Source organism: Rhodococcus sp. 05-340-2, assembly GCF_002258915.1.
Classification (GTDB): domain Bacteria; phylum Actinomycetota; class Actinomycetes; order Mycobacteriales; family Mycobacteriaceae; genus Rhodococcoides.
This window is the reverse complement of sequence record NZ_NOYU01000025.1, coordinates 87,960-103,741: the sequence shown is the minus strand read 5'-3', so window position 1 is coordinate 103,741 and position 15,782 is coordinate 87,960. Positions and strand designations below refer to the sequence as shown.

20 protein-coding genes are annotated in these 15,782 nt (G+C 65.1%); 16 read left to right on the top strand and 4 right to left on the bottom strand.

Translation table 11 applies throughout. The features are described from left to right. Nucleotides 1-189 precede the first annotated feature (189 nt). On the bottom strand, nucleotides 190-765 hold the full coding sequence (locus CH271_RS28430; protein WP_143546055.1) for a hypothetical protein: 576 nt from the start codon (nucleotides 763-765) through the stop codon (nucleotides 190-192). A gap of 63 nt (nucleotides 766-828) precedes the next feature. Here CH271_RS28430 and CH271_RS13235 point away from each other — a divergent pair, with 63 nt between their 5' ends. Beyond that, nucleotides 829-1,320 carry an ImmA/IrrE family metallo-endopeptidase gene (locus tag CH271_RS13235; RefSeq protein WP_252342070.1) on the top strand — a complete coding sequence of 164 codons (492 nt, stop codon included), beginning with the start codon at nucleotides 829-831 and terminating at the stop codon, nucleotides 1,318-1,320. A gap of 1 nt (nucleotide 1,321) precedes the next feature. Then, nucleotides 1,322-2,299, top strand: coding sequence for a hypothetical protein (locus CH271_RS13230; protein ID WP_094633869.1), 978 nt, complete (start codon nucleotides 1,322-1,324; stop codon nucleotides 2,297-2,299). A gap of 27 nt (nucleotides 2,300-2,326) precedes the next feature. Here the strand turns inward: CH271_RS13230 and CH271_RS13225 are convergent, their stop codons facing one another. Both CH271_RS13225 and CH271_RS29310 read right to left on the bottom strand, forming a co-directional pair. Beyond that, nucleotides 2,327-2,755 carry a helix-turn-helix domain-containing protein gene (locus CH271_RS13225; RefSeq protein ID WP_037191674.1) on the bottom strand — a complete coding sequence of 143 codons (429 nt, stop codon included), beginning with the start codon at nucleotides 2,753-2,755 and terminating at the stop codon, nucleotides 2,327-2,329. Nucleotides 2,756-2,864: 109 nt separating this feature from the next. Next, on the bottom strand, nucleotides 2,865-2,987 hold the full coding sequence (locus tag CH271_RS29310) for a hypothetical protein (protein WP_256986403.1): 123 nt from the start codon (nucleotides 2,985-2,987) through the stop codon (nucleotides 2,865-2,867). 242 nt (nucleotides 2,988-3,229) lie between these two features. On the opposite strand from CH271_RS29310, the gene CH271_RS13215 reads away from it, so the two are divergent. The 3 genes from CH271_RS13215 (at nucleotide 3,230) to CH271_RS13205 (ending at nucleotide 6,003) form a co-directional block, all read left to right on the top strand. After that, nucleotides 3,230-3,661: a DUF1810 domain-containing protein gene (locus tag CH271_RS13215; protein WP_037191514.1), complete on the top strand. Its 432-nt coding sequence runs from the start codon at nucleotides 3,230-3,232 to the stop codon at nucleotides 3,659-3,661. 10 nt (nucleotides 3,662-3,671) lie between these two features. Continuing rightward, nucleotides 3,672-4,127, top strand: a complete 456-nt coding sequence (locus CH271_RS13210) for a 6,7-dimethyl-8-ribityllumazine synthase (protein ID WP_094633867.1) — start codon at nucleotides 3,672-3,674, stop codon at nucleotides 4,125-4,127. Between the two features lie 553 nt (nucleotides 4,128-4,680). Continuing rightward, nucleotides 4,681-6,003, top strand: coding sequence for an HNH endonuclease signature motif containing protein (locus CH271_RS13205; protein ID WP_094633866.1), 1,323 nt, complete (start codon nucleotides 4,681-4,683; stop codon nucleotides 6,001-6,003). Between the two features lie 101 nt (nucleotides 6,004-6,104). Here CH271_RS13205 and dapD read toward each other — a convergent pair whose 3' ends face one another. Then, on the bottom strand, nucleotides 6,105-7,058 hold the full coding sequence (gene dapD / locus CH271_RS13200) for a 2,3,4,5-tetrahydropyridine-2,6-dicarboxylate N-succinyltransferase (protein ID WP_037191535.1): 954 nt from the start codon (nucleotides 7,056-7,058) through the stop codon (nucleotides 6,105-6,107). Nucleotides 7,059-7,270: 212 nt separating this feature from the next. Here dapD and CH271_RS28835 point away from each other — a divergent pair, with 212 nt between their 5' ends. The 11 genes from CH271_RS28835 (at nucleotide 7,271) to CH271_RS13150 (ending at nucleotide 15,773) form a co-directional block, all read left to right on the top strand. Next, nucleotides 7,271-7,414, top strand: a complete 144-nt coding sequence (locus CH271_RS28835) for a hypothetical protein (protein WP_155292927.1) — start codon at nucleotides 7,271-7,273, stop codon at nucleotides 7,412-7,414. 45 nt (nucleotides 7,415-7,459) lie between these two features. Then, a complete protein-coding gene (locus CH271_RS13195) occupies nucleotides 7,460-8,404 on the top strand; it encodes an SMP-30/gluconolactonase/LRE family protein (RefSeq protein WP_037191536.1) in 945 nt (314 codons plus the stop codon). An 11-nt stretch (nucleotides 8,405-8,415) separates the two neighbouring features. Then, nucleotides 8,416-9,501 (top strand): succinyl-diaminopimelate desuccinylase, encoded by a 1,086-nt coding sequence (gene dapE, locus CH271_RS13190; protein ID WP_094633865.1) that lies wholly within the window; start codon nucleotides 8,416-8,418, stop codon nucleotides 9,499-9,501. 10 nt (nucleotides 9,502-9,511) lie between these two features. Next, complete coding sequence (locus CH271_RS13185; RefSeq protein WP_037191537.1) at nucleotides 9,512-10,282, top strand: TIGR00730 family Rossman fold protein; 771 nt, start codon at nucleotides 9,512-9,514, stop codon at nucleotides 10,280-10,282. After that, nucleotides 10,279-10,842 carry a TIGR00730 family Rossman fold protein gene (locus CH271_RS13180; RefSeq protein WP_179274577.1) on the top strand — a complete coding sequence of 188 codons (564 nt, stop codon included), beginning with the start codon at nucleotides 10,279-10,281 and terminating at the stop codon, nucleotides 10,840-10,842. The genes CH271_RS13185 and CH271_RS13180 overlap by 4 nt, the downstream gene beginning before the upstream one ends. 92 nt (nucleotides 10,843-10,934) lie before the next feature. Beyond that, the gene (locus tag CH271_RS13175; protein ID WP_094633864.1) at nucleotides 10,935-12,710 is read left to right on the top strand and encodes a long-chain-acyl-CoA synthetase; all 1,776 of its coding nucleotides are present in this window, start codon (nucleotides 10,935-10,937) and stop codon (nucleotides 12,708-12,710) included. Between the two features lie 36 nt (nucleotides 12,711-12,746). Next, entirely contained in the window at nucleotides 12,747-13,607 is an 861-nt protein-coding gene (gene folP / locus CH271_RS13170) for a dihydropteroate synthase (RefSeq protein WP_037191539.1), read from the top strand. Further along, nucleotides 13,604-14,533 (top strand): glucosyl-3-phosphoglycerate synthase, encoded by a 930-nt coding sequence (locus CH271_RS13165; RefSeq protein WP_032394090.1) that lies wholly within the window; start codon nucleotides 13,604-13,606, stop codon nucleotides 14,531-14,533. Before folP ends, CH271_RS13165 begins: the two co-directional genes overlap by 4 nt. Before the next feature lie 30 nt (nucleotides 14,534-14,563). After that, nucleotides 14,564-14,905, top strand: a complete 342-nt coding sequence (locus CH271_RS13160; RefSeq protein ID WP_094633863.1) for a DivIVA domain-containing protein — start codon at nucleotides 14,564-14,566, stop codon at nucleotides 14,903-14,905. After that, nucleotides 14,902-15,510, top strand: a complete 609-nt coding sequence (locus CH271_RS13155) for a DNA-3-methyladenine glycosylase I (protein ID WP_037191541.1) — start codon at nucleotides 14,902-14,904, stop codon at nucleotides 15,508-15,510. Before CH271_RS13160 ends, CH271_RS13155 begins: the two co-directional genes overlap by 4 nt. Nucleotides 15,511-15,605: 95 nt before the next feature. Further along, nucleotides 15,606-15,773 (top strand): DUF3117 domain-containing protein, encoded by a 168-nt coding sequence (locus CH271_RS13150; protein WP_008714277.1) that lies wholly within the window; start codon nucleotides 15,606-15,608, stop codon nucleotides 15,771-15,773. Nucleotides 15,774-15,782 lie beyond the last annotated feature (9 nt).

The following is a 15,782-nucleotide window of genomic DNA, read 5'->3' as shown; positions in this document are numbered from 1 at the left end:
TGCCGATCCTGGCTGCCGGCTCGAAACGAACGACAATCGGGGACAGCGAATGAGCATTGGGGCCAGGTGGCGTGTCGCGGCGCTGACAGTGGCGGCGGGAGCCGCGACGGTCGGTGGCGTCATGATCGGCACCGGGGCCGGCGTCTCGTCGGCGTATCCGATCTGTATCGGAAATCTGCACGCGTGCCATCACCCCGCCCCCACCAGCATCGATGTCACCACCACGGTGGATGATTCGACGACCACCGAATCCACCACGTCGTCCACCACCACGTCGGCGACCTCGACCACAACAGCAGCGTCGAGCACCTCGTCGTCGAGACGCCCACGACCCACCCACGAACCCACCACGGAGTCGGAACAGTCGTCGACTCGCTCGCAGCCGTCGCGCACGCCGACGTCCGGGGTGGTCGACGGGCCTCCTGCAGCCGTTCCTCCTGCAGCCGGGCCGCCTGCAGCCGTTCCGCCTGTCGGCGGTGCAGGCGGTGTCCCGCCAGGAGCCGGCCTCGATTTACCCGATGTCGAGGACGAGGAGACGGCGGCGGCATCTTCCTCGACCGCACCGTCGACAGAACCGGCCGGCCCGGCGTCGACCAGTGCGGCCTCGCCGTCGTCGTCCGCTTCCGGTCCCGGCGCATCGGGTCCCGGCGCGAACGGTCCTGATCCGGATACCGAACTCACCGCGTCGTCCGGTCTGTTGGACGCACGCGCGGTGGCAGGTGGAGTCGTGGGTCTGATGCTCGCCGGAGCCGGAGCGGGTGTCATCAGCGCCAGGGGAGCCCGCGCGCAGCAGGTGCGTCTCGATCGAGCTCGCGGGGAGATTTTCTCGTGACGCGCTCACATCGTCGGATCTCGGCGGCCGTGGACGTGGTCTGCGAAATTGCGGCGGATGCCGATCGGTCCACGCTCGACGGCGTGATCGAGGCGATCGCCCGCGAACGCAGGCGGCCGATCGTCATCGAGGGTGCAGTCCTGCCGCCAGGGGTGTGTGGGCAGCGCCGCGCCTACCCCGATCGCGACGTGATCGTGATCGGTACGGACCTTCCGAATTACGATCGCACGCTCGCCCACGAACTGGGCCACATCGTCTTTCGACACGACGGCATACCCATCGAGAGTTCCCTGCGCGCCGTCAGCGATGAGCTGCTGGCGTACTTGCTGAGCGAACGCACGTTGCAATCGGCCGTGGTGGACGGTGCCGACAACGACGACGAATGGGAAGCGGAGGCCTTCGCCGGGCAGCTGCTGCAGCGATTGCGTCGTGCGAACACCCGAGGCGCAGCTCGATCGATCGTCTCTTTCGACCAGGCGTTGGGCTGACATGGCGTGGATTGCAGCACTGGTGGTCTGGCTTGCGGCCGGTGCACGAGTGGGCCGAATGGTCGTGCGACCTGCCACCACGGTTCGGATCTGCATGGTCCTGGCCATGGTGTGCACAGCGGCGGCCCAGACGGTGGCCATCGACGACGTCGCCGCCACGCTCGGCCGCGACAATGCGGCCGCAGCGTTGGCGATGTGCTGGGCCGGCGGGGCCGGAGCGTCGATGGTGATCGCCATCAGAGCATGGCCGACACTTCTGCGGCGGTGGTACCGATCGTGTGCCGTCGTCATCGCGGTGTCCACAGCCGGTGCGATGGCGGGCTCGCTCTTGAACCCGGTGGCCGGCTGGTGCGCGGTTCTGCCGGCGTTCGCCGCCGTGATCGCGGCCGGGGTTCGGGTGATCGCCCGCACGCCGATCGGGCGTGCGGTTGCCCTTTATTGTCTCGGTGCTGTGGCGCCGCTGTCGATCGCCATCGCAGTGATTCTCGGTGCGGAACCGAACCGCGGGGTGCTCACAGTGGGTGCGTCGATCATGTCGATCGGTGCAGTGTCGGTGTTGATCGAGACATGGATACGCGCCCGGATCCTGCTCTACCGCATCAAAGATCTACACCACGCCCTGCTCCGCCGATTCCCCGAACTTCGCGACTCCGACCGATCGCGGGCACCCACTGTGCTGCAAGCGTCCGATCACGTGTCGGACGTCATGGACGGGCTGTACTTGCAGGTGGGTGCCGGACAGTTCGACGACGGAGTCGCCGCGCCGAACGATCCGGTGGATCGCGCAGCACGGATAGCTCGGACGGTCCACGACCCTCTCGCCCACCCCATCCTCGGTGCCCACTGGATCGTGCCCCCACCCGACTGGTCCCCTCCGCAGTGGGTTGCCTTGATCGCCCGGGCGCATCGATCGACGTCCACCGCCGCGCTCGACGACGCGACATCACCGGACTCCGCTACCGACACGACTGCTCGGTAGCGGACGGGGCCGGCCGGGCAGCGAGCGCTACGGGGTGCTGTCCGGTGGCACCGCGGGCAATCCTTCGCTTGCGCGTAGCTTTTCGGCCATCGAGGTCAGCAGGCTCTGCGATTCGTCGGACAGGTCGAATGCGCGTGCCGACAGTCGCCGCAGGCCTTGATTCCGCAATTGCGCGAGCATTTCGAGATCGCGATCGACCGCATCCTGATAGACCGGGTCGTAGAAATAATCCGCCCGTACCTTGAAGAACCGCGCCAACGCTGTCACGGTCTCCTCCGACGGGTTGGTCCTGTGTCCGGATCGAAGCTGCGAAATATACGGTTTGGAGATGCGATGGCCCGCGTCGGCCAGCCCCTGTGCGACCTCGGCATTGGTATGAGGCCGACGTCCCGGTGGATGGACCGTGTCGAACAGCTTGTTCAACCTGGCCGCGAACGATCCGTCTTCGACCGGCACCTTTGTCTTCCCTCTGATCATGTGAACCCAACTTGTCCCGCGGCGGTAGCCGACATTTCAGTAACCAAATGGTAACCGTCCGGCGGCTTCGATAAACCCGCTCTGCTGTTCACGGTCGAAATCCGCGTTGGGTGGCGCTGGGCCGGCCCTGAGCGATGTGCCGAATCATTCGGATCGATTCGCCGACGATCAACGTGACCAGCGACAGCGCCATCAATGCAAGCGCAGCCACGATCGCGAATATCAACACCGAATACATCTCGACTACCCCTCTGTCTCATGAGCTGGACGAGTCTGGATCGCAGAGGCGACGTGATGCGGTCGAATCCGGATGCGAGGCCTGTCGTGCTTTGCGGGGGGTGGCCTCGCATCCGGCAGCCGGCATCGTCTGCGAATTCGACACCGTCCAGGTCTAGATATTAGCTGAAAGATTGCTGTCGAGGCGAACCGAATCGGTGCCCTAGGTTGAGTGGCATGACCGAATACGACCTGCAACGCTTCGTCGACGCCCAGGATCCCGTGTGGAGTGCAGTGACGAAGGAGTTGAAGGCAGGGAGGAAGCACACCCACTGGATGTGGTTCGTGTTCCCGCAGTTGGCGGGGTTGGGACGGAGTGCGACTGCTCAGCACTTCGGTATCGCCGACCTGACGGAGGCGGAACTGTATCTGTCCCACGAGGTGCTGGGTCCGCGTCTGAAGAAGGCGGCCCGGCTGACCGTCGGAATCGAGGGTCGAACGGTGGACGAGATCTTCGGTTACCCCGACAATCTGAAACTGCATTCGTCCATGACGCTTTTCGCCGAAGCTACCAAGGGCCAGTCCGTTTTCGGTGAAGTGTTGCAGAAGTATTTCGGCGGCGAATTCGATGGCGCGACACTCGACTTGCTCGACGAGCGGTACCGCTAGCATCGCACCCATGACGACTCCACTCGCCGGATCCATTGCCTTCGTCCACGCCAGCTGGCACCTGGACATCGTCGACCGAGCGCGAGTGGGATTCGCGGCCGAACTCGAGCGGCTGGGCCAGGGCGATACTCGTGTCGACGTCTTCGAGGTGCCGGGGGCATTCGAGATCCCGCTGCACGCCCAGCGGTTGGCCAAGACCGGGAAGTACTCGGCGATCGTTGCCGCCGCGCTGGTCGTCGACGGAGGAATCTATCGACACGACTTCGTAGAAACGGCGGTCATCGACGGCCTCATGCGGGTGCAACTGAACACCGATGTGCCGGTGTTCTCGGTGGTGCTCACTCCCCATCACTTCCACGAGCACGCCGACCACGCAGCGTTCTTCACCGCCCACCTCGAAACCAAGGGTGCCGAAGCGGCGCGGGCCGTTGTCAAAACCCTGGCGTCGCTGGGAACCATCGGCTGACGCTGGGGCCGATTTTGGGCCGGGGCCGAATGCCTCCCTGCGCCTGAGTTGCATGAAGTACTCGCGGAACTCGAACCGCGCGAACGGATCTTCTATCTTTGCGAGTACGGCACCACGCGCAACGACGCCTAGTGCCTCGCCGATCGAAGTTTTTGGGATATCGACGCTCCGGGTCGGCTCTGCAGTCGCGAGCACGTCTGATCGGTCCTCGAAGACCGGTACGTGTAAGACCCGGGCGGTCGGCGCGGCGGTGATGATCGGGGAGTTTCAGCCACGGGAACTGCCCCAGCCACCTACCTGCTGACGTACACACTGCTGCTCGACTGCGTGCATACCCGTAGAGGGACGTTGTGGCAGCGACGGGACGGTAACTGGACAATTCTCCAACATCGAGGAGCCGTGATCGCAGCCCACAAATCGTGATGTGTGGGGGATGAGTCGACCTCTATCATGGGCTACCGACAGACTTTGAGTTCCCAATAGTTCTGCAGGGCAATAGTTTTCGGTTCAACGATGGTTGCCAATCGAACGCGCGTTCGATACGCTTGCTCCCATGACCGCGGAGATTTGGCAACTGAGCGAGAGTGAACTCCTCGCCGACGCCGCTGCGGTCTCCCACCAGATCCAGTTGTTGGAGGCTCGGCGGATTGCTCTCGTCGCCGAGATCGACACCCGCGTGAGCCGGGAGAAGCTCGGTTTTCCCGGACCTGCCGGATGGCTGGCCTCCACCACCCTTCTCTCACCGTCCAAGGCCACCAAGATCGTTGCGCTCGCCCGCGGTATGGCTGCGTTTCCCGACATCGCCGACGCCGTGAACACCGGCGTCATGTCCGTCGATCACGCCGCTCTGATCCTCACCTTCGCCGAAACACCCCCGGAGAACCTGCCGGAAGAGGGTCGCGATGCCGCACGTAGAGCTCTGATCAAGGCTGCGACAGGACCCGACGCTCGTACCGGCCGGATTCGTGCAGCGATCACCAGACTCGAAGACAGCTTCGGCACCAAGAAACCACCCGCCGAGAACACCGACCGCAACGAACTCTTCGCCTCCACAACCCTGAACGGGCGGCTGGTGTTGAAAGGTGACTTCGATGCGATCACCGGAGAGAAGCTGCTCATCGCGCTCTCGCCGTTGACCGAACCCCACCCCGCAGCCGACGGCACCCAAGACGATCGCAGCCCTGCCCGGCGCAGAGCCGACGCCTTCGGACACATCCTCGACCAATACCTCGCCTCGAGTGATCGCCCCATCGAAGGCGGTGAACGCCCGCACGTGAACCTGCACATCCGGTTGCAGGACCTCGCCGATCTTCAGGGTGGGGTTCACGACATCACCGACGACGAGAACACCCGGGCAGCAACCGAACCCAGCAGCAACTGCGATGGAAGCGGGCCGACCACCGATCGTGGCGCGTATCGCGACTTGTTCGGCGACGGCACTTCGGTCGGGTGGCTGCCGTGGATGGGACCGCTGTCCCGCAATACTTCCCGTCAGTTGGCGTGTGATTGTGTCCTCACTGCCATCGTGATGGACGAGAACGGCAACCCGTTGAATCTCGCCCGCACCGCCCGCACCGTCACCGCCAAACAACGTAAAGCTCTCACCGCCCGCGATCACGGGTGCGCGTTCCCCGGCTGCGGAAAACCCGCCGCCTGGACCGAAGGACACCACATCTGGCACTGGGGCGACGGCGGCCCCACCGACATGAACAACCTGGTTCTGCTCTGCGGATTCCACCACCGCCTGATCCACCACAGTGACTGGGAAGTGTTCATCGGCACCGACAACCACCCCTGGTTCGTACCACCCGCAACCGTGGATCCCTACCGACAACCGAGACCATCCCACGCCCGAGCAGGCCCCCACATCGCCTGAACCGAGCGCACCGTCCACACAACGACTCCAGCCCCGCAGCGAGAACACGGTGCGGGGCTGGAAGAGGTTGTTCGACAGCCTGATTCGGGTGAAGTGGACTCTCAGTCGTTGGCGTGCAATGCTGCGTTCAGTTCGACGCCGGTGCCCTTCCATGGCACCACCTCGACCGCACCCGAGAGCGAGTTGCGACGGAACAGCAGGTTGGACTTGCCGGACAATGTTGCCGCCTTCACCACTGTCCCATCCGGACCACTCACCTTCGTGCCTGCCGTGATGTACAGCCCCGCCTCGACGACGCAGTCGTCACCGAGCGAAATGCCGAGACCGGAGTTCGCACCCAGCAGGCAGCTCTTCCCGACGGAAATGACGTTCTTGCCGCCACCGGAGAGCGTGCCCATGATCGACGCACCGCCGCCCACGTCGGAACCGTCGCCCACCACGACACCCGCGGAGATGCGACCCTCGACCATCGAGTTGCCGAGCGTGCCGGCATTGAAGTTGACGAAGCCCTCGTGCATGACCGTCGTGCCGCTGGCCAAGTGCGCGCCGAGGCGAACGCGGTCGGCGTCGGCGATACGAACTCCAGTGGGAACGACGTAATCGACCAGGCGTGGGAACTTGTCGACTCCGTACACGGTCACCGGACCGCGGGCGCGCAGCTTCGCGCGCACCGTCTCGAAACCGTCCACCGCTGCGGGACCGAAGTTGGTCCACACCACATTGGCCAGCAGGCCGAACACTCCGTCGAGATTCTGCCCGTGCGGCTGAATCAACCGGTGCGAGAGCAGATGCAGTCGCAGATACGCGTCGTGGGCGTCGATCGGGGCGTCGTCGAGGGAGGCGATGCTGGTGCGCACTGCGACCACCTCGACGCCGCGCGCCTCGTCGGATCCGACGAGAGCGGCCAGCTCCTCGGGGACGTCCGAACCCTCGAGCCGGGTGGTGCCGGTCTCGAAGCCGGTCCCGAGCTCCGGGCTCGGAAACCAGGTGTCGAGAACAACGCCCGACGTCGTGATGTTGGCGATACCTACTGCTGATGCTCCATGTGCGCTCACGGGACGAAGAATACGCGGTGGGCCGAATGCGGTGGGGGCTCGGCAACGGCTCCGGTCGGGGACTGTTCTGCCCGCCGTGTCGGGCGCGCGGATTGTGGGAGCACCGCGATTCGGGCGAAGCGTCGGTTCGTTATCGGTTCGACTACCGAGCGTGATCGCATCGGGACGCCGGCGGACGCGTCGGCGGTGGGGAAGCTGACAGAGTTTCTCCGGTGACCACCCGTACCGCCTCCCGCAGTCGCGGAGTGACCTCGGTGATGGCCGGCGGCGTCTCCTTCACCGGATTGGTGACGACCTTGGCCACGACGATCGTCCTCGGAATCGCCCTGGGTTTGGTTGTCACAGGCGCGTGGTAGACATGCCCATCGGCTGACAGGGGGTCGCCGAGTCTGGGGGACGTCATGAGTTCGAGCAAGTCCACACGTACGCGTTCGGCAGTGACGGTGATCGCTGCGGCGCTGATCGCCGTGAGCAGTGCCGTTGTCGGTTCGGGCACCGCTGCCGCCGATCCCAACTGCGCCGGAGCCGGCGGTTCTTCGGCCGTGGTCGCGCGAATCCCCGGGGCAGCTCTCGAAGGCCTGGCCGTCGACGCGTCGGGCCGCGCCTACGTCACCGACATCGTCTCGGGCCGGGTGTACCGCATCGACGCGCCCGGACAGGCCGCGTACCCCATCGCGACGGTCCCCAGCGGCGGCGGTGGCGCGCTGGCATGGATGCCCGACGGCACCCTGCTGGTCGGCTACGGAGCCGACCCCCGCGTCTTCGTCGGAGACATCGTCAAGGCCGCGGGCATCGTTCGGCTCGACGTGAACACTCTCACCGTCACCCCGTTCGCGACCGGTCTGAGCGCAGCCAACGGACTCGCAGTCGCCGCCGACGGAACGGTGTACGCCACCAACGACTTCGGCTCGCTCATCGGCCGGATCGGTCCCGACGGTTCGGTCGACCCGGCGTGGGCGAGCTTCCCCAGTGCCAACGGTGCAGTGCTCGACGCCGCAGACCGGTACCTCTACGTATCGCGCACGTTCGTGAACCCAGGCGTCAGCCGGATCCCGATCGCCAACCCCTCGGCACCGGAAAGCGTGCTCGACCTGTCGGGACTGGACAGCTTCGCAGCTCCGGACGGGCTCACCCTCGACGATGCCGGACGCCCGGTGGTGCCGCTCAACGCAGGCGGCTCCGTCGTCCGCATCGATGCACCGGGGGCGACGTGTGTCATCGGCACCGGAACTCGGCTGACCAGCGTCGTCACCTACGGCCGCTCCGACCAGGGATTCTCGAGCGGACGATTGTTCGGTGCGGGCTTCGACGGCGTGGTCCGCGAGATTCCGGGATCCACGGCCTAGAGTTTTCTCCCGTGACGCTCGAACTGAATGCCGACCCGATAGACCTCACCGCGGCACTGGTGGACATCCCCAGTGTCAGCGAGGACGAATCGCGCATTGCAGACGAGGTGGAGAAGGCGCTCCGCGAGCAGACCACGGGCTTCGAGATCATCCGCAGCGGCAACGCCGTTCTGGCCCGAACCAACCGCGGACTCGGGTCGAGGGTGATGCTCGCCGGGCATCTCGACACGGTTCCCATCGCAGACAACGTGCCGTCCAGGCGCGAGCACGACAGCGCCGAGGGCGACATTCTGCACGGGTGCGGAACTGTCGACATGAAGTCGGGTGACGCAGTGTTCCTGCACCTCGCGGCCACGATCGACAACCCTGCTCACGATCTGACTCTGGTGTTCTACGACTGCGAGGAGATCGCGGCCGCCCGCAACGGACTGGGTCGCATCGAGCGCGAACTTCCCGAATGGCTTGCTGCGGACGTCGCGATCCTCGGCGAACCGTCCGGCGGATTCATCGAGGCCGGTTGCCAAGGGACGCTGCGGGTTCGGCTGACGGCGTCGGGAACGCGGGCCCACAGTGCCCGATCCTGGTTGGGTGACAATGCAATTCACAAATTCGGTGCGGTGCTGAACCGACTCGCCGCGTATCGCGCACGCACCGTCGACATCGACGGTTGTGTGTATCGCGAAGGGCTGCAAGCAGTCCGGATCTCCGGTGGGGTCGCGGGCAACGTCGTTCCCGACGCGGCCGAACTGGACGTCAACTTTCGCTTCGCGCCGGATCGCGGCGTCGACGACGCCGTCGAACACGTTCGTGAGGTGGTCGAGGGACTGGATCTCGGCTTCGAGGTCACCGACTCGTCGCCCGGGGCGCTTCCCGGTCTGAACCGACCCGCAGCGGCGGCACTCATCGAAGCCGCGGGCGGACAGTTCCGAGCCAAGTACGGCTGGACGGACGTCTCCCGGTTCTCGGCGCTCGGTATCCCGGCGGTCAACTACGGACCCGGCGACCCCAATCTCGCTCACAAGCGCGACGAGCGCGTACCCGTCGAGCAGATCACCCACGTCACACAGGTTCTCCGGAGCTACCTCTCTGCCGGATAGCCTGAACGCCATGAACAGCGACCAGGACCCAGGCGGTTTCGAGGAACCCGGCACCGAGAAGCCGGCCAAGCACAAAGGATCCGTCGTGCTCAGGCGTGGCCGGAACACCGAGACGTCCACCTCGGATCAGCGCCTGCTCGACGAGCGAGGATCAGGGAACTGGATTCACTCCGACACCTGGCGAGTGCTGCGTATCCAGAGCGAATTCGTCGAGGGATTCGGTGCCCTCGCCGAGGTCCCGAAGGCCGTCACCGTGTTCGGTTCGGCGCGCACCCCCGCAGACCATCCCGAGTACGCCCGAGCCCGGCAACTCGGAGCCGCTCTCGCGAAGGAGGGCTTCGCCGTGATCACCGGTGGTGGTCCAGGGGCGATGGAAGGGGCCAACCGAGGTGCGAGCGAGGCCGACGGGTACTCGATCGGACTCGGGATCGAGTTGCCGTTCGAGCAGGGCCTGAACGAATGGGTCGATCTGGGCGTCAACTTTCGCTACTTCTTCGTGCGCAAGACCATGTTCGTGAAGTACTCCCAGGCGTTCGTGTGTCTACCCGGCGGCTTCGGTACTCTCGACGAACTCTTCGAGGCGCTGACCTTGGTGCAGACGGCCAAGGTCACCAGGTTCCCGATCGTGTTGCTGGGCAAGGACTTCTGGTCGGGACTGCTCGACTGGATCAAGACGACTCTCGTGAAAGAAGGCAAGGTGTCCGAGAAGGACCTCGAACTGATCCACTGCACCGACAGCGTCGACGAGGCCGTCCGGATCGTCCGCGAGGCCCAGCAGTGAGCGATCGTACATCGACCGAACGCTTGCTCAGTGTCTGCGTCTACTGCGCGTCGGGCCCCGTCGACGCGTCGTTCATCGACCTGGCCGGCGAGGTCGGCACCGAGATCGGTCGACGAGGCTGGCAGCTCGTCTCGGGTGGCGGCAACGTCTCGATGATGGGCGCGGTCGCGGCGGCGACGCGAGCAGCGGGCGGCAACACGGTCGGCGTGATTCCGAAAGCGCTCGTGCACCGCGAGGTCGCCGATGTCGACGCCGACGAGCTGATCGTCACCGACACCATGCGTGAGCGGAAGAAGATCATGGAGGACCGCGCCGACGCGTTCATCACCTTGCCGGGTGGGATCGGGACGTTGGAGGAGCTGTTCGAGACATGGACTGCGGGCTACCTGGGCATGCACAGCAAGCCGATGGTGATGCTCGACCCATTCGGACATTTCGACGGCATGATGCAGTGGATAGAAGGCCTGCGAGAGACCGGATTCGTGCAACAGCGCGCTCTGGACGCCCTGGTCAGAACGACGACCGTCGATGCAGCTCTGAATGCATGCGCAACGTTGTGACAGGTCATAAAGCGCGGCCGTGAAGAGAGATGCTCAAAGTTGTTACCCTCAAGTAGGGTAAGAAATCTCACATCGTCTTCAAAGGGGAGTTCATGGCTGTCGATGCCCGTCAGAAAATTGGAGTGACCGACCTCGCGGTCGCGTTGCCGAAAATGGTGACGGAGGTGCCCAGCCTGCTCAAGGGCCTGGCGGGATTCACTCGCAAGCCCGACCACAAAGCGTCGATCGGTCAGATCTTCCAGGACGCCGCCGCGAAGAACAGCGACCGTCCGTTCGTGCGGTTCGAGGGTGAGTCGATCGCCTACCGGGAGGCGAACGAGCTCGTCAACCAGTACGCCGCGGTGTTCGCAGACCACGGAGTCAAGCGCGGCGACGTCGTCGGCATCCTCAGCAAGAACCGCCCGGAGGCGCTCTTCTCCGCACTCGCTGCCGTCAAGCTCGGTGCCACCGCGGGAATGCTGAACTACAACCAGCGCGGTGACGTGCTCGAGCACAGCCTCGGCATTCTCGACGCGACCGTCCTCGTACTGGACGAGAACGCACAGGAAGCTCTCGATTCGCTCGACGGGCAGCCGAAGGTCGGAGCAGTTCTGCCGCTGAAGAAGTTGGCCGAGCTCGCGGCTACGGCGTCGACGGCCAACCCGAAGGTCACCGCGGAGATCCAGGCCAAGGAGAAGGCGTTCTACATCTTCACCTCGGGTACCACCGGCATGCCGAAGGCCAGCCTGATGAGCCACTTCCGCTGGCTCAAGTCGATGTCCGGTCTCGGCAACATGGGTGTGCGGCTGCGCAGCAACGACGTCATCTACTGCTGCCTTCCGCTCTACCACAACAACGCCCTGACGGTGACGCTGTCCTCGGTGCTCGCCGGTGGCGCGACCATGGCCATCGGCAAGCAGTTCTCGGTGAGCAATTTCTGGGACGACGTCCGCGTCAACAAGGCCACCGCGTTCACCTACATCGGTGAGCTGTGCCGCTACCTGCTGACTCAGCCGGAGAAGCCCTCCGACCGAGACAACTCGGTCAAGCTGATCGTCGGCAACGGACTGCGCCCGGAGATCTGGGAAGAGTTCACTCAGCGATTCGGCATCTCCCGCGTCGCCGAGTTCTACGGCGCCAGCGAATGCAACATCGCGTTCATCAACGCCCTGAACATGAAGAAGACCGCAGGCATCTGCCCGCTGCCGTACGCCGTCGTCCAGTACGACGAGGAATCCGGCAAGGCCAAGCGCGGCCAGGACGGCAAGCTCCGCAAGGTCGGCAACGGCGAGGTCGGACTGCTGCTGTCCAAGATCACCGACCGGGCGCCGTTCGACGGCTACTCCGACGACAAGGCCACCGAGAAGAAGATGGTGCGCGACGGATTCAAGGACGGCGACGCCTGGTTCGATACCGGCGACCTGGTCCGCAAGCAAGGCTTCATGCACGTCGCGTTCGTCGATCGACTCGGTGACACCTTCCGCTGGAAGGGCGAGAACGTCGCGACCACCCAGGTCGAGGGAGCCCTCGGTGGGCACTCGTCGATCGACGGGGCCGTCGTGTACGGCGTCGACATCGAGGGAACCGACGGCAAAGCCGGCATGGCTGCGGTGACGCTGCGCGAGGGCGAGACCTTCGACGGCAAGACGATGGCCGAGCACCTCTACGACAAACTCCCGACGTACGCGGTGCCGCTCTTCGTCAGGGTCGTCGACAGTCTCGAGCAGACGTCGACGTTCAAGAGCCAGAAGGTGGCCCTGCGCAAGCTCGGCTACGAGGAGGACAGCGACAGCGACCTGTACGTGCTGCGCGGCAAGTCCGGTGGCTACGAGAAGGCGTACGACGGGTACGTCGCCGAGGTCGCCGCAGGTAAGGCACCCAAGGGCTGAGCACTCGAAAGATGCGCGCGTGCCACTATTGATTTCATGAGCACCCTCTGCGGCAAACCGGTCGCCGACGATCGCGCATTGGTCATGGCCATCGTCAATCGCACCCCCGATTCGTTCTACGACGGGGGTGCGAATTTCAGCGACGATGCTGCGATGGCGTCGGTGCACCGGGCTGTCGCAGAGGGTGCCGACATGATCGACATCGGTGGTGTGAAGGCCGGCCCCGGCGACATCGTCGATGCCGAGGAGGAGATCCGCCGCGTCGTTCCGTTCGTCGAGGCCATCCGGGACGCGTATCCGGAGCTGCTGATCAGTGTGGACACCTGGCGCAGCGAGGTCGCTCGACTGGCCTGTGGCGTCGGAGCGGATCTGATCAACGACACGTGGGCCGGGGCCGACCCGGAGCTGGTGCGCGTCGCTGCCGCCGAAGGGGTCGGCATCGTCTGCTCGCACACCGGCGGTGCGGTGCCCCGTACTCGCCCGCATCGGGTTCGGTACGCCGATGTGGTGGCCGACGTGATCGCCGAAGTCACCGCCGCCGCCGAGAACGCCGTCGCGGAGGGGGTGAAAAAAGACTCGATTCTTATCGATCCGACGCACGATTTCGGGAAAAACACCTATCACGGGCTCGAGTTGTTGCGTCGCGTGGACGATCTTGTAAACACCGGGTGGCCTGTGCTCATGGCGCTGAGCAACAAGGACTTCGTAGGCGAGACTCTAGGTGTAGAGCTCGCCGACCGGTTGGAGGGAACATTGGCAGCGACAGCATTGGCCGCAGCAGGCGGAGCCCGAATGTTCCGGGTGCACGAAGTTGCGTCGACCAGAAGAGTCGTGGACATGGTGGCAGCGATCCAGGGTCTGAGAACCCCGGCGCGGACGGTCAGGGGTCTGGCATGACGCTCGCAGATCGAACGGACGTGACCAGAGCGTGGTCCGAGACCAACAGCTGGGACACCCCCGAATGGACCATTGCCGAACTCGAGGCCGCCAAAGCGGGCCGAACGGTGTCGGTGGTACTCCCGGCACTCAACGAGGAACAGACGGTAGCCGCCGTCATCGACACGATCCACCCGTTGCTCGGTGGCCTCGTCGACGAGCTGATCGTGTTGGACTCCGGGTCCACCGACGAAACGGCCGTTCGCGCGACCGCGGCCGGTGCACGTGTCATCAGCCGAGAAGAGGCGGTACCGGGCGTGGACCCGGTACCTGGCAAGGGCGAGGTGCTGTGGCGATCGGTCGCCGCGTCGACCGGTGACCTCATCGCGTTCGTCGACTCGGACCTGATCAACCCCGATCCGGCGTTCGTGCCCAAGTTGCTCGGCCCCCTGCTGATGGGCGACGGCATCCACCTCGTCAAGGGCTACTACCGCCGTCCGTTGCGCACCAGTGGAACCGAGGACGCCAACGGCGGTGGACGCGTCACCGAACTCGTGGCAAGGCCGCTGCTCGCTGCTCTGCGGCCCGAGCTGACCGGGGTCATTCAGCCCCTCGGCGGCGAGTACGCCGGTACGCGTGAGCTGCTGTCCGCGGTGCCGTTCGCACCCGGCTACGGCGTGGAGATCGGGCTGTTGCTCGACACGTACGACAGGCTCGGGCTACGGGCGATCGGCCAGGTGAATCTGGGTGTGCGCAAGCACCGCAACCGCCCGCTGGTCGAACTCGGGGCGATGAGCAGGCAGATCGTCGGGACGATGCTCAATCGGTGCGGGATGGTCGATTCCGGTGCCGGTCTGATGCAGTTCCGGGTCGACGGTGACTCGTTCGAGCCGTTCTCGACCGAGGTGTCGTTGCTGGACCGACCGGCGATGAACTCGCTGAAATAGCGTGTCCGAGGGACGTGACAAGATCGTGGCATGTTGACGCTGCTGATCTACGTCGTCGTCATTGCCGTCGTCGCCGCTGCATTGTTCTTCGTGGCGTCAGCGGTGTTCGGTCGCGGTGAGGAACTGGGCCCGCTGCCCGAGGGAACCACCGCGACCGTTCTGCCCGCGGAGGGCGTCACCGGTGCCGACGTGCACGCGCTGAAGTTTCAGCAGACCCTGCGGGGCTACAAGCCGAGCGAGGTCGACTGGGCGCTGCAGCGACTCGGCGGCGAGATCGACATGCTCCGTTCGCGGCTGTCGGCAGCGCAGCAGCTGCAGGACACGGTTGCCCGGTCCCCGTCCCCGGTCGAGGCCGAACCGGACGAGCGATGAGCGCGGTCGCCGGACCGGACGGCCGGTTGCGCTGCCCCTGGGGTGCCACCGACGACGACCTGTACCGGGACTATCACGACATCGAGTGGGGACAGCCGCTCCACGGCCGCAACGAGCTGTACGAGCGTCTGTGTCTCGAAGCGTTCCAATCGGGTCTGGCGTGGATCACGATCCTGCGCAAGCGTGACAGTTTCCGCACCGCATTCGCCGGTTTCGATCCGGAGCTGGTGGCCCGGTTCGGCGAGGCCGATGTGGAACGGCTGATGAACGACGCGTCCATCGTGCGCAATCGGCTCAAGATCGACGCAGCGGTGAGCAACGCGCGCGCCATCGTCGATCTCGACGACACCGACCTCGACACCCTGCTCTGGTCCTTCGCTCCCGAACCCAGGCCGGCGCGCCTGACCGAGCTCTCCGATGTACCCGCCTCGACTCCGGAGTCCACGGCTCTGGCCAAGGAGCTCAAGCGGCGGGGCCTGCGCTTCGTCGGTCCGACAACCGCGTACGCCTTGATGCAGGCCACCGGAATGGTCGACGATCACCTGTCGGGGTGCTGGGTGCAGGTCGTCAATACCGACTCCGGTTCCCGGTATCGACGGGGATAGGGAAGAATAGGTGACAACACCCGTCGCCCCGCGACGAATTTATCTTTTTGGCCTAGGCGCCGAGCTGGTGGGCGCAGATCTGGAGGGAGCAGAGGATGGCGGCGATGAAGCCCCGGACCGGGGACGGTCCCCTCGAAGCAACCAAAGAGGGACGAGGAATCGTCATGCGTGTCCCGCTCGAGGGGGGCGGCCGCTTGGTCGTCGAATTGACCCCCGACGAGGCCGCAGCACTCGGTGACGAACTGAAGGGTGTCACCGGCTGATCGCCCTGT